This window comes from Methanobacterium sp. (assembly GCA_030017655.1).
In the GTDB taxonomy this organism is placed as follows: Archaea; Methanobacteriota; Methanobacteria; order Methanobacteriales; family Methanobacteriaceae; genus Methanobacterium_D.
On the sequence record JASEIM010000003.1, the window covers coordinates 47,399 to 69,467 of the forward strand.

Consider the following 22,069-nt stretch of genomic DNA (forward strand, 5'->3'; position numbering starts at 1 on the left):
TTATTTTTTTAGGTGATCTGTTGTATGTGCATTAAAAATATTGGTAAAATGAGGAGTTTCATATGGAAAACCTTAAATACTAAACTGACTAATCAGTCTATTAGAAAAAAATTATTTCATGATGTCAGAATGAAAGAAAAGGAACAAAAAATACTGGATTCATCTCTTAAACTTTTTGTTGAAAGGGGATTTCATGGAACTTCAACAGCAGAAATTGCTAAAACTGCAGAAGTGGCTACAGGGACGCTTTTCCATTATTTTAAGACCAAAGAAGAACTCATTGACAGCCTTTACATCTATACCAAAGAAAGCATACTGGAAGAAGTAGGCGGCGATTTCGACGATAAAAAATCATTTAAAGAAAATGTTAAATCATTATGGTTAAAATTTGTATGTTTTGGTATAAAAAACCCCTATAAATTCAATTTTATACTATCATTTCACTGTTCACCATATGTCACAGCCTTTACAAAGGAAAGAATTGAAAATAAATTCATTGAACTACTTGAAGTGTATAAAAAGGGCATCATGGAGCATGAAATCAAAAAAATATACGATGAACTCCTTATTGACTATTTCTGGGGTAATGTATTTAATACAGTGATGCATTTTGAGAAATATCCCGAAAAAATGAATGAAAAGAATATAGGATTATCATTTGAACTTTTCTGGGACGGTATATCCAAGTAATATTTTTTTAAATTATTCGACTGACAAGTCAATCTAAATTGAGGTAATAATATGCAATATAGAAAAATAAATGGAGATGAAATATCTGCACTGGGTTTTGGTGCAATGAGATTACCCACAAAAAACGGCAGAATTGATAAAGAACGTGCCAAAAAGCAGATTTATTATGCGATAGGTAATGGAGTAAACTTTATCGACACTGCATTTGCATATCATGGAGGATCAAGTGAATCATTTTTAGGAGAAATACTAACAGATGAATACAGAAAAAAAGTAAAGCTCTGCACAAAAATGCCATCATGGTCCATTAAAAAATATGAAGATATGGAGAAATACCTCCAGATACAGCTTGAAAAACTCCAAACAGATTGTATTGACTACTACTTAATCCACAGCCTTGGTAAAGGAAGCTTCGAAAAACTTAAAGAAATAGGAGTTTTGGAATTTTTAGATGATGCTAAGGCAAAGGGAAAAATAAAATATGCAGGATTTTCATTCCATGATAACAGCGAAGCATTTAAAGGAATTGCAGATGCTTATGACTGGGATGCATGTTTGATCCAGTATAATTATTTAGATGAAAAGAATCAAGCAGGAACTGAAGGAGTAAAATATGCAGCTTCAAAGGGAATGGCTGTATTTATTATGGAACCTTTAAAAGGAGGTCTTCTTGCTGGAAAAGTGCCTGAGAAAGTAGCAGAAGTTTGGGAAAGATCAGATATTAAAAGAAGCCCGGCAGAATGGGCATTAAAATGGGTTTTAAACCATGAAGAAGTTACATGTGTTGTTTCTGGAATGAATAATGAAAAACATGTTGAAGAAAATATTAAAATTGCAGATGAAACTTTACCGAATTCATTAACTTCAGACGAGTTAAAACTTTATGAAGAAGTAAAGGAAGTATACAGGAGCCTTATGAAAATAGACTGTGGTGGATGCGGATACTGCATGCCCTGCCCTGTTGGAGTTGATATACCTGAATGTTTTGGATTATATAACCACAAATACATGTTTAAAACAAAAAGTTCATCTTTTACGTACTTAACACGTTTTGGAGGTGTTTTCAGCGGTAACGAGTCTCATGCAGATCTCTGTATTAACTGCAGAAAGTGTGTAAAAGCATGCCCACAAAAACTGGATATTCCAGAACTTTTAGGAGATGTTTCAAAGGAACTTGGAGGAAAAGGGTTCAAGTATAAGGTAAAAATTGCAGAAACTGTTCTGATGCCCCTATTTGACGCTTTTTTGTCAATAAATGATAAGTTATCAAGAAGATCTCATGGATAACATTTCAGATGGATGATTTAATAGCTAAAATGTATTTCAATTTAATGGGTTTTAATATGTATAAAGTAATAACTATTTAACCAGTTTGAACATTAGATGTACATGAACCAGTTGAAATATTGGTTAGACTAACTAAGATCCTTAAATTACATTTTTACTCTATGAATTGTGGAATAATAAAAAATATCAAGGGAATACATGTTTTAAAAGACTCATTTCTTAAATTTGGCTTAAAAAATCATATAAGGCTCATTCCGGGAGGTATAGGTACTTGTGAGTTAATTGAGAATGAAATATTCCTAAATCAGTTAAGATGTTTGTCTATTAATTTAGAATACATTTCAACTGTTTTTACAGGATCCATACTATTTTCAAAAACAGGATTATTAAATTTTAAGAAAGCAACCACAAATAAACAGGTTTTTTCATGGAAAGAATCAATTAATGAAGTTGAATGGATCCAAAAAGCCCGTAGGTAAAATATGGAAATATATACCAATTCAGGCGTTCAGGAATAGATATGATTTTGGACTTTATTGCAGATTTAATGGAATGTAATGTGGTAAAACAGCAGAGCATTGAATTGATTATAATTGGAAAGAAGATTCTAAGTGGTATCTGTTTTATGGAATATATTGATTATTTCATATGCTAGAATAAAATTATAACTGTATTAATTTAAACAAATGCAAATATGGGATTAGTATCTTAAATACATCCATTTAGGTACTTTCCTATCCTAATGCTCTTTAATATTAAATATGAGATATAATATTTACTTTTAAAACTTTTCAAAGATTATATCCATTCTATCTGGGTATCAGTTAAATCTCCTCCGGCATCACTGGTATTAACAGTTGCAGCAGGTTCAATTAGTATAACATGGCATTCTTCTTTGCATGAAGGTTTATGTTCAACTCCTTTTGGAATAACCACCATATCTCCCTTATTTAAATTTAAAGTTTTATCTCTTAAATCAATCTTTAAGTTTCCTTTTATAACTACAAAAACTTCATCAGTTTCTGGATGACTATGCCAGATGAATTCTCGCTTAGCCTTAACAATTTTAAAGTAATAATCATTCATTTGAGCGATAACCTTATAAGAATGTAATTCCTCTATTTAGAGAACTTTTCTTTGAAATTAACTACTTCCACATCCATTTAACCACCATGTAGTAAACATTTTATATATTATACTTTTCTGTAAACTCTTTAGCTTTCCTTTTAGTTGGGGAACTGATACTAATCCAATTGAGCCTTAACGAAATCAATTATTTTATCTTTATCATTTAGTTTTTTATAAATTCCATCAAAAACTTCCATAATATCTGATTTAATTAATTCCTTTTGTTTTTGCGGAAAATTGTATATATCATCTAGTCTAATAAAAGAAAAACAACGATATTTTTATACTCTTCTTTATTTTCAATAATCTTTGCACTATTTTGAACACATTTCCTTGCAGTAGTAAAATTTATCATCATTCAAGTGTTCAAAATAATCCCTAAATATTAGAAAATTTGTTAATTTTATCTATTTTAGTTAAATTCGCAATTAATGAAAGGCCAAAATCCCTATGATATGAATTTTCATGGTTAAGCAGCGTTGCAAAATCATCCCAATATTCATAAAATAGCTCTGGGCTTATTTCACTTGCACGCGCTATAATGTAATAAGAATGATAATAAACCATTATTTTATCATATTCAGCATCTTATTTACTATGAAATCATCTACATTGCTGTCATGTAAGGTATATCAACAAATTTATCTAAATTAAAATCTTTTCTTGATATATTTAAAATTAAATCAAATTCCAAATAATCACTTCTGATTATAATAGGTTAAGAAGATATTTAACTTTTCAAAAGTAATATTATATTAGAGGTTGAGGAAAATCTCTCGAAAATCTTCGATTTTTGCAATCTTTGATTTTCCGAAACACAAAAATTTTCAATTTTTGAGGTGCTATTTTGACAAGGGTAATAAAAAGGAAAGGAACAATAGAAACATATAATCCAGATAAAATTAAAGGTTCGCTCCAAAAGGCAGCAATTGATGCAGGATACAGCGTAGAAGAAAAAAAGGATATACTGGATGAAGTTCTCAATAATATCAACAAAAATATAGGTAAAAAGGAAAAAGTGGAGAGCGAAAATATCAGAATGTGTCTTTTAACTGAACTGGATAAATGCGAGCCGTATATAGCCAAATCATGGCGAAAGTTTGACCAGAGATATAAATCTCGATAATCCGGCTATACTTCTGGAAATTTATTATTTTAGTCGAGGTATAATCATTGGAGTTTCTTTTTTGTAATTTTTGTACTCATCGCCAAATTTCGCAATTAATTCATTCTCTTCTTTCTTTATCCTAATTATTAATGCCAAAAATGTTAATATCAAAAATAACAGGCCATATAAATTCCATGAAATCACTGCAACACCCGAAAATAAAATTAATATCGATAAATAGAAAGGATGCCTGACTCTGGAGTAAATACCTTCAGTTACAAGTTCCTGGCCTTCTGTTGTTTTGGAAAGAGGAACCCAGTTTTTCCCTAAATTCATTCTTACAATTAAATTAAAGCCCATGCCCAGAAACATAATGATAAAACCAACTATCACTGGAAGAATATCATAAATTCCATTATTGAATATAATTACTGTATTAAAGGTAAGACCTACCTCGGGAATCGTAAGAATAAACAGAGTATAGTCTCTGTTTTTTATTGCGGTTGGCCACCCAACGATTTTAGCACCATATCTGCTTGAAACATACAACGCAATGTAACTATATCCTAAAAAAAGTGCTAAAAAAGAATATGCCAGTATGTAGTTTTGTATCATTAAAATACTATTAATTTTTTTATTTTTATAAATTTCGTACATTCATCACATTTTTTAAGCTGAACCAAGAAGACCTTAAAAATCTTTGAGGCACAAAAGGAAATAGTAGATATATATTATTTATTATCTTTTATAAGTTTTATGAGCTTATCCATGTCCTTGACATTGAATATGAACTTAGGCGAGGCATTCTTTGGCCGGATTGGCATTAAACAACACACGGCGGATTTTTTTTGTAGATATTTGAAAATATCTTCAAACCAGTCTGCATCTTTTTCTCTTTCAAAGGTGATTTCTATAACATCGGAGTGTGTTTTTAATACGCAGTTTCTATCCTTTAGTCCATTTTTCAGTTCTTCAACTTTTTTATCGGCCATAAAAACCTCATACATTTTGCATTTCTTGGTTTACTTTTTCGTCCCTGTAAGCCAGATACAAGACATAGGTAATTCCAACTATCAGAGGCCCTACAAAAAGTCCTGGGACCCCTAGTGTGATTGCTCCAAAAATAAAACCAACTAGAAAAGCTAAAGGATGAACTTCCGCTAGTTTTCCAGCAAGACGGGGCCTGATATACATATCAACTAAAGTATCGATTAGCCAGCCAGCTATTATAACAATAATTCCTCTGATATAGTTTCCAGTTAAAATATCGAATACTCCAAGAGTTCCATACACAAGCCACGGACCTACAACAGGGATAAACTCTGAAATGGCTGTGATAATCCCTAAAAGAAGAACATAAGGATAACCCAAGATATAATAGAGTACTACTGATAATAAACCAAGAATAACGGCAGTTACAACATTTACTATCATTATAGACTTTAAAATGTCATCAACTTGCCCATATAATTTATTAAAAGTTTCATTTTTTGGGAGAATACTTCTTAAGAAAGCAGCAAATTTATCCCCATCTTTAGCAAAATAGAATATTGAAAACAATAATATAATCATATCTGTAAATAGAGCAGGAATATAAGCAATAGTAGCAATTATTTGTCCTGCAAGCCACTTAATGAATTGTGCAATCATTTGGCCGATTTTATTTATTAATTCATTAGCTATATTATTTAATGGGCCTAAATTTTGGACATTTGCCTTGATTAATGTGTTATTTACAGCTGTAGAAGTACCATTTGTTGGAACAGGAATTGAACCAAGAATATCTGCAGCAATTAATGAAATTTGATCCACAGTGAAATAGATTATGATTACTATGGGTGTGGCCAAGATTACCATTGAGAGTAGTATTGCTAATGTTTCATATCTAACAAAAGGTTTGATTTTTTGGGCTAGAGGCCTTACTATGTAGGCAATCATGGCCCCAAGTAAAATCAAGCTTAAAATAGGGAATAAAATTCCCAATGATAAAAGCGTGAAGATAATCAGTAGAATGATTAAAGGAGAAATTGAGGATATTTTAAGATTTGAAAACATTTTTTCACCTAAACTTTTTTTAGATATTCATTAGCATTAACCTCGATATTTATTTTAAATGTTATTTAATAATATTTTTTGCATTTTGTATTATAATTCTATAATTGGAACTATCCAGTTATAATAAATTATAATAATTAAGAAAGTTATATTATTAAACATAGATTCAAATTTAAAAGAGTTGTTGGATAAAAAAAAGGAGAGGTGCATTATATGAAGAAAATTGGGAGCGCATTAGTTCTTATAGTTCTTGGTTTAATAATTATAGCTTTCCCGCTTTTAGGAGTTGTCCCTTTCGCCATACTAACGGGCCTTGCAATACTATTTTTAGGTGTAGGTCTTTTAGCAGTAGGTATAACTTCAATGGGAGAAAACAAAGGATGGGGAATTGCAGCATTAGTTTTAGGAATTTTAGCTATAATACTTGGTTTAGGATTCATTTTTATTCCAGGCTGGTTCAGTTTTGCAGCTGCTATATTTGTGTTCATAGCAGGTATATTGCTGATAATAGCAGGAATAGCAGCTATAGCTTCAAGAATTGAAGGTGGACTTTATGGGGGTCTAATTAGTTTAATTTTAGGTATAATCTACATTATTGTAGCAGTTTATATAAAAGATCCACTTTATTTAGGGATATTAATTGGTTTATGGCTTTTAATTACGGGAATACTGACATTATTCCAGGATTAAAAATTTTTCCCAACAACTCCCTCTTTTTTAAGTGATTATATTGAACCGGGAATTTTTAATATTAAGTATCAGAGCATGGTTGATGCAGATATTAGTTGCGGGATTCAATTTTTTCATTCTGATGAACCTTATTTACCAGCCATTCTGGGGTGAACTCATTGCTCATCAAATTGGAATGGTCACACGGATAATTATTAACTTTGTCTTTGCATATCTGCTTTTAATGCATGCTGATGAGTATAATACTGAAGATTTGATATCAGTCGGTGTCCTGTGGCTGGTTTTAACTTTGATATTTGAATGGGGAGGAAGTTTTGTATTAGGTCGACCGGTGGAGGAAATATTAATTGGCTGGAACATTTTTGCCGGATATATGTGGCCATATGTCCTTTTAAGTTATTTATTAGCCCCAATCATTGTTGGGAAAATAATTCCTCCAAATAGGGTTAAGGCATTATAAATTTGAATTTAATTGATATTCTAAAATAAAAGAGATTTAATTAAATTTTTCTCTGTTTAAAAGTTCTTTTGCTTCTATATGTCCACATTCCAGACATTTTGTAATTTTCCATTTTTCACGATGCATCTAGGATTATTTGGTGTTCTTCGATCTCTTTCTGTTTCTTCTTCAATAATTCCCAGTTCACTCGAAAATCTTGATTTTGCAGGCCCAAAACACTGTCAAAATTCTCTAAATTTTGACGTTGAAGGAAATTTATTTCCTGAACCGCAAATCGTAGATTTGCAGGCAGCAAAAACAAAGCTAAAGAAAATGCTTCGCATTTTCTGTGCATCAAAAACTACGTTTTTGATAGTTTTTGCATGTTTCGTGTTTGAGGGTTCCACCACAAACTGAGCATACTCCGTCTGCAGGAAGTTCTCCAACCATAAAATACCTTCTGATATAAAATCTATTCATAGAAGATAATATTAATAATTTTTGTGAATTTTTTCTTGAAAAAGATGGTTATATCAAAAAATTAGAATCTTTCAAAATTTATTTTTTTTTATTCAAACTGCATTTTCATACCGATCCAGAACAGGGAAAAACCTAAGAGCCATAAAATTGTTAATATATTTCTCCTCCATGGAAGTGAAAAAACATTGGTTTTAAAAGTTATTATTGAGCTGATTCTCATCAAATTTGCCCCTAAATCAACGGTTTTCTCAATCATACATTATCCTCAAACTATTTAACTACCAATGACTAACAATTTAATCTCATTTAATTCATCTGTCAAATTTCTACTTAAATATTTAGTAGAGAATTTTTTAAACTCCGCAATTTTTATTAATTCTTTTCCATATATTATAACTAAAATAATTCTGCTGATTTAACTAATCTCATCATTTTAAAGGATTAAACTAATATATATCAAATTATATGCTTTATCAGGCCTTTAAATAATAGGATTTAGTCAGCTGCGAAAAAAAAATGGGGGATTGTTATGAAAAGGGATATTATAAAAATTAATGAAGAAAAATGTACTGGTTGTGGTAGTTGCGTTACTGGATGTCCTGAAGGTGCCTTACAGGTAATTGACGGAAAAGCAAGACTTGTAAGTGATTTATTCTGTGATGGCCTGGGAGCATGCATTGGAGATTGTCCGGAAGGTGCAATAGAAGTAGAAACAAGAGAAGCAGGACCTTATGATGAGTATAAAGTCATGGAAAATATTGTAAAAGCAGGACCTAATGTAATAAAGGCCCATTTGAAGCATCTATATGATCATGGGCAGGAGGATTTACTCAATCAGGCAATCAGCTTTTTAAATGAAAAAGATATCGAAATTCCAGATTATAAGGAAGAAAGTTCAATTCCATGTGTTTGTCCAGGTTCAATGGCCCAGGAATTAAGCCAGAATAAGTTTGAATCTAAAGAAAAACCTAAGATATTGACTGCAGAACTTAGAAACTGGCCTGTGCAGTTACAACTTCTAAATCCAAACGCACCTTACTTGAAAAATGCAGACCTTTTGATTTCGGCGGACTGCGCGCCTTTTGCTTATGCAAATTTCCATCAGAGGTTTTTAAAAGATAAAGTTCTGATAATACTCTGTCCGAAGCTTGATCAGACCATAGATCAATACGTGGATAAATTAGCCCAGATATTTGAAAAGCAGGATATTAACTCAATTTCCATTGTGCACATGGAAGTCCCATGCTGCGGCGGCATAGAGATTATAGTTAAAAGAGCCTTAGAAAAAGCTCAAAAGAATATAATCATCAAGGATTACACCATTTCTATAAATGGGGAGATAATATAACTAAATTATAATGAATTTTCATTTTAAAGACTTTTAATATTCTTCTAAATTGGTATTGAGGACTATTTTAAATATACGGTCCCTGGTTTTGATCTGTGACTCATAAACCGATAAGCAATGATTTAGAATATTTTTGGGCGTATTTCTGGTTTTTCCACTGGTAAATTCCCTGAAAATAATTATTTTTATAGTTGAGAGTCCATAATTTAGCTTGAAAACCGGGTAGCCCTATAAAAAATGGCACTGGTAACCATGAAAAGCGTATGTTGCTTTTGGGTTTCATCTCTGAAAGAAGGAATTTGACGCAGAATATTGCAGGTTTATCTATTTTTGAATCTACCTTAACCTCCCTGAAAATAATGAATTCATGTTTATCTTCCGTGATTAGAACTTTACCTATTTTCTCTTTATTGAAATGAATTCTATGTCTTAAAAGGAGATTAATAGTGTTTAAAAAGGAATGGAAATGGTTGAAAGACATTTTATTACCTTATTTGAATGTTTAGAATAATATTGTGCATTCTCAAATTTATTTATAATTGTAACCAGAATATAATTTGGGAAGAAAATTTTGAAAGAAAAAATACCTTCCGATATATTCTAAGACTCTTTTTAAGTTTGATAGCTCAGGCAATAATCTTTTTTGCTGCTGCAGGCCAGTTTGAAATACCAAGGGCATGGATATTCTTTATTCTAACTTTTATTTATTATCTTACAAGTTTCATTATCTTGTACAGATTAACCCCTGAATTAATTAATCAGAGGGGAGGTTCTGCCTTTCAGGAGAGCAGTAAGACGTGGGATAAATATATACTCATAGTTTACACATTTCTGGGTATTTATGCCCAGTTTTTTGTAGCCGGATGGGATCTGGGCCATATAAACTTCTGGCCGTTAGGCCTGGAATATTTTGGGTTAGGCCTTGGTTTATTCATTATTTCCATAGTCCTGATTGTCTGGGCTATGGTTCAAAATCCATTCTTCGAACCAACGGTAAGAATACAAAAAGAAAGAAACCAGAAAGTAGTAAATTCAGGACCTTACAGGATAGTTCGCCATCCAGGTTATCTATCAGGGATTTTATGGCCCATTGCTGTTCCTATGATACTGGAATCTGGTTTAACTCTAATTTACACCGTTATAATAATCATTATTCTGATAGTCCGCACCTATCTGGAGGATGAAACTCTTCAAAAAGAACTGGAAGGTTACACAGAATATACAGAGAAAACAAAATACAGACTTTTGCCTGGGGCCTGGTAATGTAAATTGGATTTACCTAAAAAATTAATTAATAATTATTTAATGGGACTTAGAAGTGCCTAAGGATGATATTAATTATAAAAAACCTTCTATTTGATAAAGATATAATAATTTAAAAGATAATGTAAATCTACTCTTTTTAATTGGTACAGAAATCTATAGAATTAGCTTAGTTATTTATGTTTTAGGAGAGTTAAAAAAATATACCACAATATTTGAGTAGTTTGGGATCCATAACTGAATTTAAGGAGTAATAAAATGAATGTCAAACAATCAACAAAAAAGAATTCTGAACCTGGAATGATAGTTCTTGCCACTCTCATTCTGGTGGCTGCGGTTGCCAATTTGAATTTATCAGTTGCTAATGTAGCTCTTCCTTCCATAGGTTTAGCTTTTAATGCTTCACAGGTTCAGATTAATCTAGTGGCGGTAGGCTTCTCCCTGGGCCTGGCATCTTCAGTACTATGGTTTGGTGCTTTAGGTGACCATCACGGCCGAAAGATGCTGCTTATTTTAGGAACGCTAATTGCTATACCTGCATCAGTCATCGCTGGTTTTGCACCAACTGTTGAAATCTTAATTGGGGCCCGTATCCTGGGCGGTTTAGCAGCGGGAATGGCATTTCCAACAACCCTGGCACTCATAGCTGCTTTATGGTCAGGTCCAGCAAGAACAAGGTCTATTGCACTATGGTCGGCTATAGGTGCTGCTATTGCATCTCTTGGGCCTCTACTCTCGGGATACCTTCTCATGTCTAACCATTGGGGTTCAGTATTCCTAATTACATTACCATTAGCAGTTATATCTCTATTTATGGCAATCAAATTTATTCCCTCCCATGTAAATGAGACAGAGGAATCAGTTGATAACATGGGGGGCTTTATGTCCCTTATTCTGCTGGGAACATTAATTCTGGCCATAAACTTTGCTCCAGTACCTGACTCTGGAATTCTAATAATTACTTTATTAAGCATTGCAGCCGCTGCTGGATACTTATTTATAAGTCGTCAGCGCAAAGTTCAAAATCCACTGTATGATCTTAAAATTGCCAGTCGCAGTATATTCTGGATAGCAGCAACTGCAGGAACAATTGTTTTTGGAGCTCTTATGGGTGCCATGTACATTGGTCAGCAGTTTTTACAAAACGTTCTTAGCTACACAACCTTTGAGGCAGGGATGGCTATTTTACCGTCATCTGTCCTCATGATTATTGTTGCACCACAATCCGCCAAGCTGGTTGAATCCCTTGGATCAAGATTTACACTCCTTGCTGGTTACGTATTCTGTCTGCTAGGTTTCCTGACTATGTTGATTTTATGGCAAGAAAATATTCCTTACTGGAAGGTTGGACTTGCTTATGCACTTGTTGGAATTGGGGTTGGATTAGCTGGAACTCCAGCATCTCATTCTCTTACTGGTTCAGTTCCAGTTAAACGTGTGGGAATGGCCTCAGGTACAGCAGACTTGCAGCGTGACTTTGGAGGTGCAATAATGACCTCAATATTTGGGGCATTACTTGCAGCCGGTTATTCGAGGTCAATCGCCGCTCAAATTAGTGGATTACCCGCTTCACTCCAGCAGCAAATTTCTGGCAACATAGAGGCAACACTTCAGAAATCATTTGGTAGTGCTACTGCCCTTGCACAGCAGTATCCGCAATATTCTAATCAGATAATAGCAGCAGCGAAATCCTCATTTTTAGCAGGAGATCATTGGGCTTATCTTGCTGGAATTTTCGCGATCCTCATTGGAGCTGCCATAATATTCAAATTCCCAAATAATGAAGAAGAGAAAAAATTGCTTTCCCAATACCATGAAGCCGATACTGAGCATTTATCTGAGGAATAAATTGAAAATAAATGTTTAAATAATTAAATTCGAGAGTATATGGGATAAAATAAATTTTTAAAGACTATAGGGATATTTGATTCCATCAAGACTTCAAAGAAGACATTTAACGCAAAATAGCCGACAGTATACTATATCAAATTAAAAAGCTTGTTACCAGTATCCATCAGTAAATCTGATCCTGACCCAGTCCTTTCCCCGGCTTGTAAGGTAACCTCCAAGGGCAGTGATATAGAAGAGAGATGGATATGCAATGAACCTTTCAGCGCCTCCAATGCCTAAATATGTTATTAAGGGATTAGAAGTTTCAAAACCTAAGATAATTAAAGATAAAAGAGATATTAAACCCAATATCATGGATACAATGACCATGGGGATGTTCAGACCAAGCCGATAACTGAATATGACCGCTAAACTTCCAAAGAGGAATGTTATCAAAGAGAAGAATATGTGGATGTTTCCAGTGAATGCAGGGAATATTCCGACTCCCACAGCGCCTATGGAAGAAATAGCAAGACAGGATGAGAAAAGACGACATCCGCCACTTTTAAGAATTAAATATACGGCTGCAAGGCTTAAAATACCCAGGAGGATAATGCTGAAGTTAAAAATAGTAGCAGAGGGCTCTACAACAGGTATTGAACCTCCAAGATGGCTTAAGGTATCTTCTGCAATGCTGTAACCTGGAAATAGTATTTCAGCCAGGTTAATTGCCAGAAGAAACTGCACGCAGCCTATTAACAGTATAATTCCTGCAATTGTATAATAATCCTTTTCAGGTCTGAATATGCTTCCTCTTTGAATTTTCATAGATCCACCCTTGGGATATTGAATATATTTATGGGTTTTTGTATTATTACATTTTATGTTTTAGATATTAGCCTATCAAGTAATTCTCTGCTAATTTCTCTGCCGTGTTCTGGTATAAATAGCTTAAAATTCGTTTTAAGTAATTTTTCCCAGCTTTGAACCATAGTTTCAGGATTTTCAGCATATGCATTATGTATTGCAAAATTAAAGTAGAAATTAGGTAAGATCTTCCTAATTTATTCTTTTCCAGATATTTCTAAAAATCTATAAGAATTTGAACAGGTAAATTTTGAAATTACATATTTATTAAAAAATATTTTTTATCTAAAATTCTCTTTGAATGTCACCTAAAATTCTTTTTAATTCCTTAGATGAATTAAATTTCTGATTTGGTAAGGTCTCTAATGTATCTATCACTTCAGGATCAGCATTACTATTTTTTACATGTTTAATAACATCTTTTTTATCTGCTGGAAAGTTGATATCATTTATAAAAGGTCCAATTTGTGCTGGTGGTAAACCTCCATGAACCATTTTATCACCTCAACTATATTTCTGGGCTTAGAAATACTACGTATTTCTTCACATTTTCTTACAGTTTTAATTAAGTTCATTAACCAATATAAAAATTATTATAATTACTAATAATATTAATAATATATTTAAAGAAAAGTCTATTTGTTTCTATTTTTGATATACGGATACTTATGCGTTTTAGGTGTTTTTTAATATTAAAAGTTAAATTATATCATAATTTACGCTTTAACTAATTGTTTTTTGGCCATATTATTTCTAAATTGGACTATTTTTGGCTATTTAACTGTATTTTAAGTTTAATATAATGGGAGTTTATTATGGTATTTGAAAATTAATAGTTAATAATAAATAAAATATATTTAATATTATTTACAGGTGGATATGATGAGTAAATATGAAGATGTTTTAAAAGACATTGAAGAAACTTTAGGTATAATCCCTGGCTACATGAAGGTCTTGCCAGAAGATGTCCTTATACATGATTGGGCTCTATATAAGAAATATAGTTTTGAAGAAACCAAAATTCCCTCTAAATATAAGGAAATGATTGGATTGGCTGTGGCAGCTAATATAAAATGTCCGTATTGTCAGTATGATCATCTTGATGCAGCCAAACTAGCCGGGACAACGGAGGAAGAACTGGCTGAATTATATTATATGGCTAGTTTCACTTCCAGATGGAGTGCCCTACTACATGCACAAAACTATGATATGGAAATTTTTATAAAAGAATCAAAAAAGATAAAAAAACATTTGGAAAAAACAGCTAAGAAATAAAAGAGATTTTTAAATTGACTCAAATGCAGAATGTCCCGATTTTATGGACTTTTTATTTTTTTATTTTAAAAACACGATCTAGAGAAAAAAATGCGGGACATACGATTTATAGCAGAGCATCTTGGGGAACATATAAGGAAGGAAAAGCACTGTCAGTTAATGAATTGGGCTTGCGACTGCGCAGAACATATGTTGCATCGTTCTTATTCCATTATAAAATATCCAGTAAGATTCTTGAACTGAGTAAAGTTTTTTGTCCATTTCCATTTTCATACTTCTGGATAATATAAAAACATGGATTAATATTGTATAATATATAATTAAATTTTTGTGTATATTTGTAAAAAGGATTATTTAAGAAAAAGAACTTCTTTAAGCTATAAAAGAGGCTAAACTACGATTTTGCAATATTTGAAAGGTGAAATTCTTAAAGCCAGATTATTTTTAGCCATAATGCTCTATTTTAAAATAATATGAAAATCAGATTAAATAGTACGAAGCAGACAAGAGATTGTATTAAAAAAGAGTAGTTTTGTGGATGATAACAAAATTGAATATTTACAGTTAAGTGCAAATAATCTGGAAGAATTAATTAAATTAATAAAACTCTATGAAAATGTCTTTGAAATGGAACCGTTCCAGTATCCATCTCATGATTACATGGAGAAGATATTGAAAAACGAGAACGGCCTTTTTGTGGTTGCTAAGTATAAAGAAGAGATCATAGGGGGATTAACTGCCCATGAATTAGCATCGACATATTTTTAAGCCAGTGAAGTATATGTATATGACCTTGCAGTTCATCAGGATTTCCAGAGAAAGGGGGTAGGAACCAGATTAATTGAAGAATTAAAAAAGATTTCCTGTGGTAATGGGAATAAAGAAATATTCTTGCAAGCCGATGTTGGAGATGATTATGCTATAGATTTTTACAAGAAAATTGGTGGGGTTCCAGAGGATGTTATTCATTTTTCATTTGCATGTAAAGAGAATAAGAAAAGTAAGAAAGAATAATAACCTTTTGTGTCTACACTTTAAAAAACTGTATTACAAGAGAGGATCAAGATAATTTCTATTAAATGCTTTAATAAATATCCAGAATAAACCTTCAGCAATATCATTTCAAATGTTTATTTTATATTACATGGTTATTTAGTTCATTTAATCAACTATTTTAAGCCACATGTCGCCATAGTTATAATAAATTAACTCAAACACGATATTTCTTTGGAATTTTACTTTTTGACAAGGACTCCTATTACTCCTCCCACCAAACCTAAAATTAAGCTCATGATTAATGACAATTGAAGGATTATATATCCGTTGATTAACCTGCTGCTGGTAATTACTCCTATGGTGGTGCCTATATCTCCAATACCCAGAACAGATAATAAACCTATCAGGAAACCACCAATTAATCCTGAAATTGCCCCAACAACCATTCCATCTTTTTCATCCATTTTATCATAATCTTCAAACCTTTTGCTGGGATAGGATGCTAAGAATCCTCCAATAATCGGGCCTAAAACTAAAAGAGGGAAGAAGATCATTGATAAGACAATAGTTAAAGCAGCATTTACGAGAGCGCTTAGCCCTATAATTTTTAAATCCATTTTTTTATCAACTCATAAGTTTATAAGTATCTTGAAATTGTTTTTAAGTTATATAATATTTTTTAGGGTGCACATTCACTGTATTATAATTGAAAAATAATAGTACACTTATTATGTGATGTATATAAATATAGATTGAAGATATTTTAGTTTTAGATAATTTTAGCAATTAATGAATAAAAAATTAAATTAATGGAGTTGAGCAATATGGCAAAGGAAATAAAACAAATAGTATTGGGCATAAGTCGAGAGGGCGATATAATTGTTAAAAGTGCAAGAGGCAGAATATACACCGTTAAAAAAGCTGCAGATTTAAAATTCAGTTGTGAGGATTTATTCCAGGATGTAGAAAAAGATTTATTCGCCACTATTGATACGGAAGCCCAACCATGGGAATGTATCGCTATAGAATAGAGCAATAAATAGGAAATATAATAAATAAAATTAAATTTTAATCTTTTTTAAAAATTGACTAGTTTAATAGCCTAAGTCTGGATAATTTCTATTATTTCAAAGTTTAAAATTTCAATTAGTTAAATTTTGACGCTTTTAGCTACATATTTTAACGGATATAATTCTTTGCATTATTACAGTATTTTATAAAAGGAATTATATAATAGGATAAAACAAAAACAATATTATAGGTGATGGAGTTCACCTTCTAACTGCTTCTTTTAAGCTGATGACTCCTAATTAATAGTTTATAAAGGAGGTCAGCAATGTACTTAAAATCAAAATCAGTAATAATGAATATAATTATCTTAAAGCTAATTACTTTAGGATCAGGAATTATAATCTCTATTCAATACTTGTACATTTTAAATCCTTCTTTTATGAATTTAAACAAGGAGAGATGTCGATATGAGCAGCATTATTGAAGACATGAATATAAAAAAGATTTTAGATAGTAGAGGAAATCCAACAGTAGAAGTAGAAATTTTAACCGAAAGAGGTTTTGGAAGAGCAGCAGCCCCAAGTGGTGCAAGTACTGGAGTACGTGAAGTTGTATCTTTCCCTGAAAATGGTATTGATGCAATAGATGAAATAGAACTGGATATTTCAAGAGAAATTATAGGAATATATGCAGAAGAAATAAACACCATAGACAGCCTATTAAAGGAAATAGATGGTACAGATAACCTTTCATGCTTAGGAGGAAACATAATTGTCGCTGTTTCAATGGCCGCTGCAAAAGCCGCTGCATCATCATACGATCTACCATTATACAGCTTTTTAGGAGGAAATATGAAAAATGAGATTCCATACCCTCTGGGAAACATGATAAACGGCGGAGCACATGCTGGTAAAAATGCTCCAGACATACAGGAATTCTTAGTAGTTCCAGTCGGCGCTAAAAACATCACTGAAGCGGTATTTGCAAATTCCAGTGTTCACAAAAAGATTGGAGAATTTATAAAGGCCAAGGACAGCACATTCACCGGTGGAAAAGGAGATGAAGGTGGATGGGCACCAAATCTCACCAACGAGGATGCACTTGAAATTCAGGCAAGGGCATGTGAAGAAGTAAGCGATGAAACTGGCGTAAAAGTTAGACCATCTATGGATATAGCTGCAAGCAGTCTATGGGATGATTCAAAAGAAAAATACATTTATGAAAGGGAAGGTGTGAGTAGAGACACCGGTGAACAGATAGATTTCGTAGAAGAAATCATCGATACTTATAAAATGTTTTTCATGGAAGACCCATTACATGAAGCTGATTTTCAGGGCTTTACAGAACTTACAAAAAGAGCTGGAAACCGGTGTATTATTTGTGGCGATGATATTTTTGTTACAAATGCGGAGATTCTCCAGGAAGGAATTGATATTGGCGCTGCAAACTCAATTATAATTAAACCTAACCAGATAGGTACATTAACAGACACTTATGAAACAGTAACTCTTGCAAAAGATAACGGATATGTGCCTGTGGTTTCTCATAGGTCTGGTGAGACTACTGATGAAACAATTGCCCATTTAGCTGTTGCTTTTTCATGTCCATTAATTAAGACTGGGGCGTTAGGTGGAGAAAGAATAGCAAAACTCAACGAACTAATACGTATAGAAAAATCAATGGAAATGCCAAAAATGGCTAAAATAAAAAAATAATTAGTTAAAATTAAGGAGGAGATATAGATGAATCTTTGGAAGGATTTGAAAACTGGACCCTCAGTTCCTGAAGTTGTATATGCTGTTATTGAGATACCTAAGGGATCTAGAAATAAATATGAATATGATAAGGATATGGAGGCATTTGCACTGGACAGGGTGCTTTACTCACCATTCCATTATCCAGCAGAATATGGTATAATACCTCAAACATTATGGGATGACGGAGACCCAATGGATATTATTGTTTTGATGGATCAGTCCACATTCCCTGGATGTGTAATTGAAGCCCGTCCTATTGGAATAATGAGGATGATGGACGGTGAAGACAGCGACGACAAAATTTTAAGCGTACCTATTAATGATCCAAGATGCAATGATATAACTGATATTAATGATGTTTCAAAACATTTACTGGATGAAATTGCACACTTTTTCAAAGAATACAAAACACTAGAAGGAAAAGTTACAGAAGTAATGGGATGGGAAAATGAACAAAAAGCATTTGAAGCAGTTGAACATTCCATAGACTTATACAATAAAAATGAAAAATAAGCAGGGCTAAAGCACCTGAACGTTAAATTTATGTTCAATAAATAAAAAGGATAGACCGAAGTGGTTTAATGTATTTAATATCTAAAATTGAAGATACCGTAAGAGTTCCGCCAACATTGTTCGAAGAACCATTGGAAGATGTTGCATTCCAACTTTTAAATGAAAATTATGTTGGAAAAATAGATAAAAAGCTCGGATTAATGATTACAGTTAAAGAAATCGAAGAAATTGGTGTTGGTAAAGTTATAATGGGCGATGGCGCAGCATATCATGATGTAACTTTTACAGCCCTCTTTTTCAGGCCAAAATTGCAAGAAATTGTAGAAGGAGAAGTTATAGAAATAACAGAATTCGGTGCATTCGTCCGAATTGGACCTATGGACGGTCTTGTCCACGTATCACAGGTAACTGACGATTACATAAATTATGATGCAAAAAGAGGGGCGCTGCTGGGTAAAGAGTCAAAAAAGACTCTTGAAGAAGGAAACAAAGTTCGTGCAAGGGTTGTTGCCCTGAGCCTTAAAGGAAAATCCTCTAAAGAAACTAAAATAGGTCTTACAATGAGGCAGCCAGGTCTTGGAAGAGAAGAATGGATTGAAAAAGAGAAAAGGAAGAAGAAATAATGGTTACAAAAGCATGTACAAGATGTAAAAGGTTGATGGAATCAGAAAGATGTGCAATATGTGATATACCTTCTTCAAAAAACTGGAGCGGTTTTTTAATAATAATCGACCCGGAAAAGTCAGGTATTGCAAAGGAACTTAATATAAGTCTTCCTGGAGAATACGCATTAAGAGTAAGATAAATTCATAAAAATCAGGTTATAAAGTGTTAATATTAAAAAAAAAGGGAAGAAAATATTTTAAAAAGCCTTTAGGTGCTCTTTACCCTTCTTTAAATGATTTAGATAAGAGTTTACTTGAAGATGGTTTCATAATCTCCATTGGGGATGCCACAACTAAAAATCTTTTAGATGCCCATATAATTCCGAGAATTGGAATTATAGATAACAAAATTGAAAGAAAAAAATCAGAACACCACATTGAATATAACGCAATCAGGCTAACAGCTAATAATCCTCCAGGAACAATAACTGATGAACTATGGGAGACAATAAACAAAGCCTTTAAAATTGCCAGAAAATCAAACGTTTTAATCACCATAAATGGTGAAGAGGATCTGGCAGTGATCCCAAGTGCATTAATGTCTGAGGAAAATATTATAATTTTGTATGGACAACCTGGAGAAGGTTTAGTGGTTGTTAATGCTGATGAAATAAAGAAAATAGCAAAAGAGATGCTGAATTACTTTGAAAAGGTTGAAGGAATATAATTTTCCTGAATCCAATAATACATATTTGGAGGTCAAATAATGGACATAGAAATTAAAGATAAAAATGAAAATCCACTTTTAAACAGAACAGAAATACACTTTGACTGCATATATCAGGGAGAAGCTACTCCTAAAATTATGGATATTAAAAATAAGCTTGTTGCATTGCTCGATGCAGATAAAAAGCTTCTTGTAGTTGATAAAGTTTTACCTAAGTTTGGTGAAGGTAGAGCTGATGGATATGCAAAAATATATGATTCAGAAGAAAATTTAAACAAGATCGAAGCTAAACATGTTTTAGCTAAAAACCAAGAGCCTCAAGAAGGTGAAGAACCTCAGGAGGAAGAATAATGAGAAAATGCGACCTTTATGAAGTTAAAGATAATAAACTCGTCAGAAAAAATCCAGAATGTGTTAGATGTTCACATGGTGTTTTCATGGCAGACCATGGAGACAGATACGCATGTGGAAAGTGCGGATACACAGAATGGAAAACTAAAGAATAAATATTTAATTTTTTAATTTTTATTAAATAAATAAGGTGGAAAACCTTGAATTTAAGATCTGGACGGCTTAAAGGGAAGATGAGCAGAGAAGCTGCATCTTTTAATTCTTCTTTAGAATCTGATAAACGTATTTTTGACGCAGATATTAAACTCAATACTGCACATACAACCATGCTGGCAAAACAGGGAATAATATCTAACGAAATTGCTGAAGAAATATTAAAAGCATTAAGTGAACTTAGAGAAGAAGGAATTGAAGCCCTCGACCTTGATCCTTCTGTAGAAGATATTCACATGGCTGTTGAAAATTATGTAACTTCTAAAATAGGAGAAGTTGCAGGGTTTATGCATACCGGAAAATCAAGGAATGATCAGGTGGCAACGGATCTTAGATTAGCTATGAAGGAAGAAATTAAAGTAATATGTAATTCTATACTTCTTTTTATTGAAGAAATCATTAACATGGCTGATGAACATAAAGAAACTATTTTTGTGGGGTATACTCATCTTCAGCATGCTCAGCCTACTACATTTGCTCATCACTTACTTGCATATGCAAATGCTCTTAAAAGAGACTACGGGCGTTTGATAGATGCATATAAAAGGGCGGATATGAATCCTCTTGGTTCTGCAGCTTTGACAACTACAAGTTTCCCTATTGACCGTGAAATGACAACTGAACTTCTTGGATTTAGTAAAGTTATGGAAAATTCTATAGATGGTGTAAGTTCAAGAGATTTTATAGCAGAAATAGTATTTTCTCTTACTATGCTTGCTTCAACCATGAGTAAAATTTGTGAAGAACTCATAATATGGAGCACATTTGAATTTGGAGTGGTTAAGATAGCTTATGAATATTCTTCAACTTCATCGATTATGCCTCAAAAAAAGAATCCGGATATTGCAGAGCTTGTAAGGGCAAAAAGTGCAATTCTTACTGGGGAATTAATGACTATACTAACTATTTTAAAAGCATTACCTTACAGTTACAATAAAGATTTACAGGAAATAACCCCTCATCTTTGGAATTCTGTGGATAATGCTAAATCAATGCTCAGTATCATGCATGGGATGTTATCAACAATTGAAGTTAACAAGGAACGTGCAGATGAGCTTGCAAAATCCAATTTTGCCACTGTAACTGAGTTAGCAGATATACTGGTTCGTGAAAAAAACATGCCTTTCAGGACTGCACATCAAATAGTTGGAAGGATGGTTACGGAAGCTTTAGATAACAACGTGTCTATTGATGATATTGATTCAAAGTTTTTAGATAACGTTGCAATTGATCTGTTCAATAAACCCCTTGAACTTGATGATGATATCATAAAAAAAGCATTAGATCCAATGGAAAACATTAAGGCAAGAACGGTAATTGGAGGATCTTCTCCAGAAGCAACTGGAGATACTATTCTAAAATTAAGACAGTTTGTTAATTCCAGTAAAAAATAGTAATTTAATTTAAAAAAATTAATAAGTACATCCCATTAGGGA

Annotated in this window: 30 protein-coding genes, 1 pseudogene and 1 riboswitch; of the genes and pseudogenes, 22 read left to right on the forward strand and 9 right to left on the reverse strand. The window is 32.6% G+C overall.

The genetic code is table 11. From position 1 onward, the window contains the following. The first annotated feature begins 129 nt into the window (after nucleotides 1–129). From QMD61_02305 to QMD61_02315, 3 genes are all read left to right on the forward strand, one after another. Nucleotides 130–690, forward strand: coding sequence for a TetR/AcrR family transcriptional regulator (locus tag QMD61_02305; GenBank protein ID MDI6723461.1), 561 nt, complete (start codon nucleotides 130–132; stop codon nucleotides 688–690). 51 nt (nucleotides 691–741) lie between these two features. Beyond that, nucleotides 742–1,977, forward strand: coding sequence for an aldo/keto reductase (locus QMD61_02310; protein MDI6723462.1), 1,236 nt, complete (start codon nucleotides 742–744; stop codon nucleotides 1,975–1,977). 119 nt (nucleotides 1,978–2,096) lie between these two features. Continuing rightward, entirely contained in the window at nucleotides 2,097–2,456 is a 360-nt protein-coding gene (locus QMD61_02315) for a hypothetical protein (GenBank protein ID MDI6723463.1), read from the forward strand. Nucleotides 2,457–2,775: 319 nt separating this feature from the next. Here the strand turns inward: QMD61_02315 and QMD61_02320 are convergent, their stop codons facing one another. Next, nucleotides 2,776–3,063, reverse strand: coding sequence for a cupin domain-containing protein (locus QMD61_02320; protein MDI6723464.1), 288 nt, complete (start codon nucleotides 3,061–3,063; stop codon nucleotides 2,776–2,778). Between the two features lie 889 nt (nucleotides 3,064–3,952). On the opposite strand from QMD61_02320, the gene QMD61_02325 reads away from it, so the two are divergent. Further along, nucleotides 3,953–4,231: an ATP cone domain-containing protein gene (locus tag QMD61_02325; protein MDI6723465.1), complete on the forward strand. Its 279-nt coding sequence runs from the start codon at nucleotides 3,953–3,955 to the stop codon at nucleotides 4,229–4,231. Nucleotides 4,232–4,255: 24 nt separating this feature from the next. On the opposite strand, the gene QMD61_02330 is transcribed toward QMD61_02325, so the two are convergent. From QMD61_02330 to QMD61_02340, 3 genes are all read right to left on the reverse strand, one after another. Further along, nucleotides 4,256–4,828 (reverse strand): isoprenylcysteine carboxylmethyltransferase family protein, encoded by a 573-nt coding sequence (locus QMD61_02330; protein MDI6723466.1) that lies wholly within the window; start codon nucleotides 4,826–4,828, stop codon nucleotides 4,256–4,258. Between the two features lie 116 nt (nucleotides 4,829–4,944). Continuing rightward, nucleotides 4,945–5,205: a hypothetical protein gene (locus QMD61_02335; protein MDI6723467.1), complete on the reverse strand. Its 261-nt coding sequence runs from the start codon at nucleotides 5,203–5,205 to the stop codon at nucleotides 4,945–4,947. A 7-nt stretch (nucleotides 5,206–5,212) separates the two neighbouring features. Beyond that, complete coding sequence (locus QMD61_02340; protein ID MDI6723468.1) at nucleotides 5,213–6,268, reverse strand: AI-2E family transporter; 1,056 nt, start codon at nucleotides 6,266–6,268, stop codon at nucleotides 5,213–5,215. Nucleotides 6,269–6,481: 213 nt separating this feature from the next. On the opposite strand from QMD61_02340, the gene QMD61_02345 reads away from it, so the two are divergent. Both QMD61_02345 and QMD61_02350 read left to right on the forward strand, forming a co-directional pair. Further along, a complete protein-coding gene (locus QMD61_02345) occupies nucleotides 6,482–6,958 on the forward strand; it encodes a DUF308 domain-containing protein (protein ID MDI6723469.1) in 477 nt (158 codons plus the stop codon). Nucleotides 6,959–6,998: 40 nt separating this feature from the next. Continuing rightward, on the forward strand, nucleotides 6,999–7,418 hold the full coding sequence (locus QMD61_02350; GenBank protein MDI6723470.1) for a hypothetical protein: 420 nt from the start codon (nucleotides 6,999–7,001) through the stop codon (nucleotides 7,416–7,418). Between the two features lie 547 nt (nucleotides 7,419–7,965). Here the strand turns inward: QMD61_02350 and QMD61_02355 are convergent. Further along, nucleotides 7,966–8,133 (reverse strand): hypothetical protein, encoded by a 168-nt coding sequence (locus tag QMD61_02355; GenBank protein MDI6723471.1) that lies wholly within the window; start codon nucleotides 8,131–8,133, stop codon nucleotides 7,966–7,968. Between the two features lie 273 nt (nucleotides 8,134–8,406). Here QMD61_02355 and QMD61_02360 point away from each other — a divergent pair, with 273 nt between their 5' ends. Continuing rightward, nucleotides 8,407–9,225: a 4Fe-4S binding protein gene (locus tag QMD61_02360; GenBank protein ID MDI6723472.1), complete on the forward strand. Its 819-nt coding sequence runs from the start codon at nucleotides 8,407–8,409 to the stop codon at nucleotides 9,223–9,225. 100 nt (nucleotides 9,226–9,325) lie between these two features. Here the strand turns inward: QMD61_02360 and QMD61_02365 are convergent, their stop codons facing one another. Further along, complete coding sequence (locus tag QMD61_02365) at nucleotides 9,326–9,706, reverse strand: hypothetical protein (GenBank protein ID MDI6723473.1); 381 nt, start codon at nucleotides 9,704–9,706, stop codon at nucleotides 9,326–9,328. A gap of 137 nt (nucleotides 9,707–9,843) precedes the next feature. Here QMD61_02365 and QMD61_02370 point away from each other — a divergent pair, with 137 nt between their 5' ends. Both QMD61_02370 and QMD61_02375 read left to right on the forward strand, forming a co-directional pair. Then, entirely contained in the window at nucleotides 9,844–10,488 is a 645-nt protein-coding gene (locus QMD61_02370) for an isoprenylcysteine carboxylmethyltransferase family protein (protein ID MDI6723474.1), read from the forward strand. Nucleotides 10,489–10,746: 258 nt separating this feature from the next. Next, on the forward strand, nucleotides 10,747–12,336 hold the full coding sequence (locus QMD61_02375) for an MFS transporter (protein MDI6723475.1): 1,590 nt from the start codon (nucleotides 10,747–10,749) through the stop codon (nucleotides 12,334–12,336). A 153-nt stretch (nucleotides 12,337–12,489) separates the two neighbouring features. On the opposite strand, the gene QMD61_02380 is transcribed toward QMD61_02375, so the two are convergent. After that, entirely contained in the window at nucleotides 12,490–13,146 is a 657-nt protein-coding gene (locus QMD61_02380; protein MDI6723476.1) for a DUF998 domain-containing protein, read from the reverse strand. A 324-nt stretch (nucleotides 13,147–13,470) separates the two neighbouring features. Further along, the gene (locus tag QMD61_02385) at nucleotides 13,471–13,680 is read right to left on the reverse strand and encodes a DUF2795 domain-containing protein (GenBank protein ID MDI6723477.1); all 210 of its coding nucleotides are present in this window, start codon (nucleotides 13,678–13,680) and stop codon (nucleotides 13,471–13,473) included. Nucleotides 13,681–14,067: 387 nt separating this feature from the next. Here QMD61_02385 and QMD61_02390 point away from each other — a divergent pair, with 387 nt between their 5' ends. The 4 genes and pseudogenes from QMD61_02390 (at nucleotide 14,068) to QMD61_02405 (ending at nucleotide 15,474) form a co-directional block, all read left to right on the forward strand. Further along, a complete protein-coding gene (locus QMD61_02390; protein MDI6723478.1) occupies nucleotides 14,068–14,460 on the forward strand; it encodes a carboxymuconolactone decarboxylase family protein in 393 nt (130 codons plus the stop codon). A gap of 90 nt (nucleotides 14,461–14,550) precedes the next feature. After that, the gene (locus tag QMD61_02395; protein ID MDI6723479.1) at nucleotides 14,551–14,703 is read left to right on the forward strand and encodes a hypothetical protein; all 153 of its coding nucleotides are present in this window, start codon (nucleotides 14,551–14,553) and stop codon (nucleotides 14,701–14,703) included. A gap of 291 nt (nucleotides 14,704–14,994) precedes the next feature. Continuing rightward, nucleotides 14,995–15,228 (forward strand): hypothetical protein, encoded by a 234-nt coding sequence (locus QMD61_02400; GenBank protein ID MDI6723480.1) that lies wholly within the window; start codon nucleotides 14,995–14,997, stop codon nucleotides 15,226–15,228. Nucleotides 15,229–15,249: 21 nt separating this feature from the next. Next, nucleotides 15,250–15,474 (forward strand): annotated as a pseudogene (locus QMD61_02405) (GNAT family N-acetyltransferase). A gap of 221 nt (nucleotides 15,475–15,695) precedes the next feature. Here the strand turns inward: QMD61_02405 and QMD61_02410 are convergent. Next, nucleotides 15,696–16,073, reverse strand: a complete 378-nt coding sequence (locus tag QMD61_02410; protein ID MDI6723481.1) for a DUF5518 domain-containing protein — start codon at nucleotides 16,071–16,073, stop codon at nucleotides 15,696–15,698. A gap of 207 nt (nucleotides 16,074–16,280) precedes the next feature. Between QMD61_02410 and QMD61_02415 the strand changes: the two genes are divergently transcribed. From QMD61_02415 to argH, 9 genes are all read left to right on the forward strand, one after another. Beyond that, nucleotides 16,281–16,487 carry a hypothetical protein gene (locus QMD61_02415; GenBank protein ID MDI6723482.1) on the forward strand — a complete coding sequence of 69 codons (207 nt, stop codon included), beginning with the start codon at nucleotides 16,281–16,283 and terminating at the stop codon, nucleotides 16,485–16,487. A gap of 220 nt (nucleotides 16,488–16,707) precedes the next feature. Further along, nucleotides 16,708–16,772: riboswitch (Fluoride riboswitch) on the forward strand. Between the two features lie 162 nt (nucleotides 16,773–16,934). Further along, nucleotides 16,935–18,182 carry a phosphopyruvate hydratase gene (eno, locus tag QMD61_02420; protein MDI6723483.1) on the forward strand — a complete coding sequence of 416 codons (1,248 nt, stop codon included), beginning with the start codon at nucleotides 16,935–16,937 and terminating at the stop codon, nucleotides 18,180–18,182. A 27-nt stretch (nucleotides 18,183–18,209) separates the two neighbouring features. Then, nucleotides 18,210–18,737, forward strand: coding sequence for an inorganic diphosphatase (locus QMD61_02425; GenBank protein ID MDI6723484.1), 528 nt, complete (start codon nucleotides 18,210–18,212; stop codon nucleotides 18,735–18,737). Between the two features lie 68 nt (nucleotides 18,738–18,805). Next, nucleotides 18,806–19,360, forward strand: a complete 555-nt coding sequence (locus QMD61_02430) for a DNA-directed RNA polymerase (GenBank protein ID MDI6723485.1) — start codon at nucleotides 18,806–18,808, stop codon at nucleotides 19,358–19,360. Then, entirely contained in the window at nucleotides 19,360–19,542 is a 183-nt protein-coding gene (spt4, locus tag QMD61_02435) for a transcription elongation factor subunit Spt4 (protein ID MDI6723486.1), read from the forward strand. The genes QMD61_02430 and spt4 overlap by 1 nt, the downstream gene beginning before the upstream one ends. 23 nt (nucleotides 19,543–19,565) lie before the next feature. Next, nucleotides 19,566–20,069, forward strand: a complete 504-nt coding sequence (locus QMD61_02440; protein MDI6723487.1) for a GTP-dependent dephospho-CoA kinase family protein — start codon at nucleotides 19,566–19,568, stop codon at nucleotides 20,067–20,069. A 39-nt stretch (nucleotides 20,070–20,108) separates the two neighbouring features. Then, nucleotides 20,109–20,420 (forward strand): 30S ribosomal protein S24e, encoded by a 312-nt coding sequence (locus tag QMD61_02445; protein MDI6723488.1) that lies wholly within the window; start codon nucleotides 20,109–20,111, stop codon nucleotides 20,418–20,420. Beyond that, nucleotides 20,420–20,575: a 30S ribosomal protein S27ae gene (locus tag QMD61_02450; GenBank protein ID MDI6723489.1), complete on the forward strand. Its 156-nt coding sequence runs from the start codon at nucleotides 20,420–20,422 to the stop codon at nucleotides 20,573–20,575. Before QMD61_02445 ends, QMD61_02450 begins: the two co-directional genes overlap by 1 nt. Before the next feature lie 45 nt (nucleotides 20,576–20,620). Further along, the gene (gene argH, locus QMD61_02455) at nucleotides 20,621–22,027 is read left to right on the forward strand and encodes an argininosuccinate lyase (GenBank protein ID MDI6723490.1); all 1,407 of its coding nucleotides are present in this window, start codon (nucleotides 20,621–20,623) and stop codon (nucleotides 22,025–22,027) included. The last annotated feature ends 42 nt before the right edge of the window (nucleotides 22,028–22,069 follow it).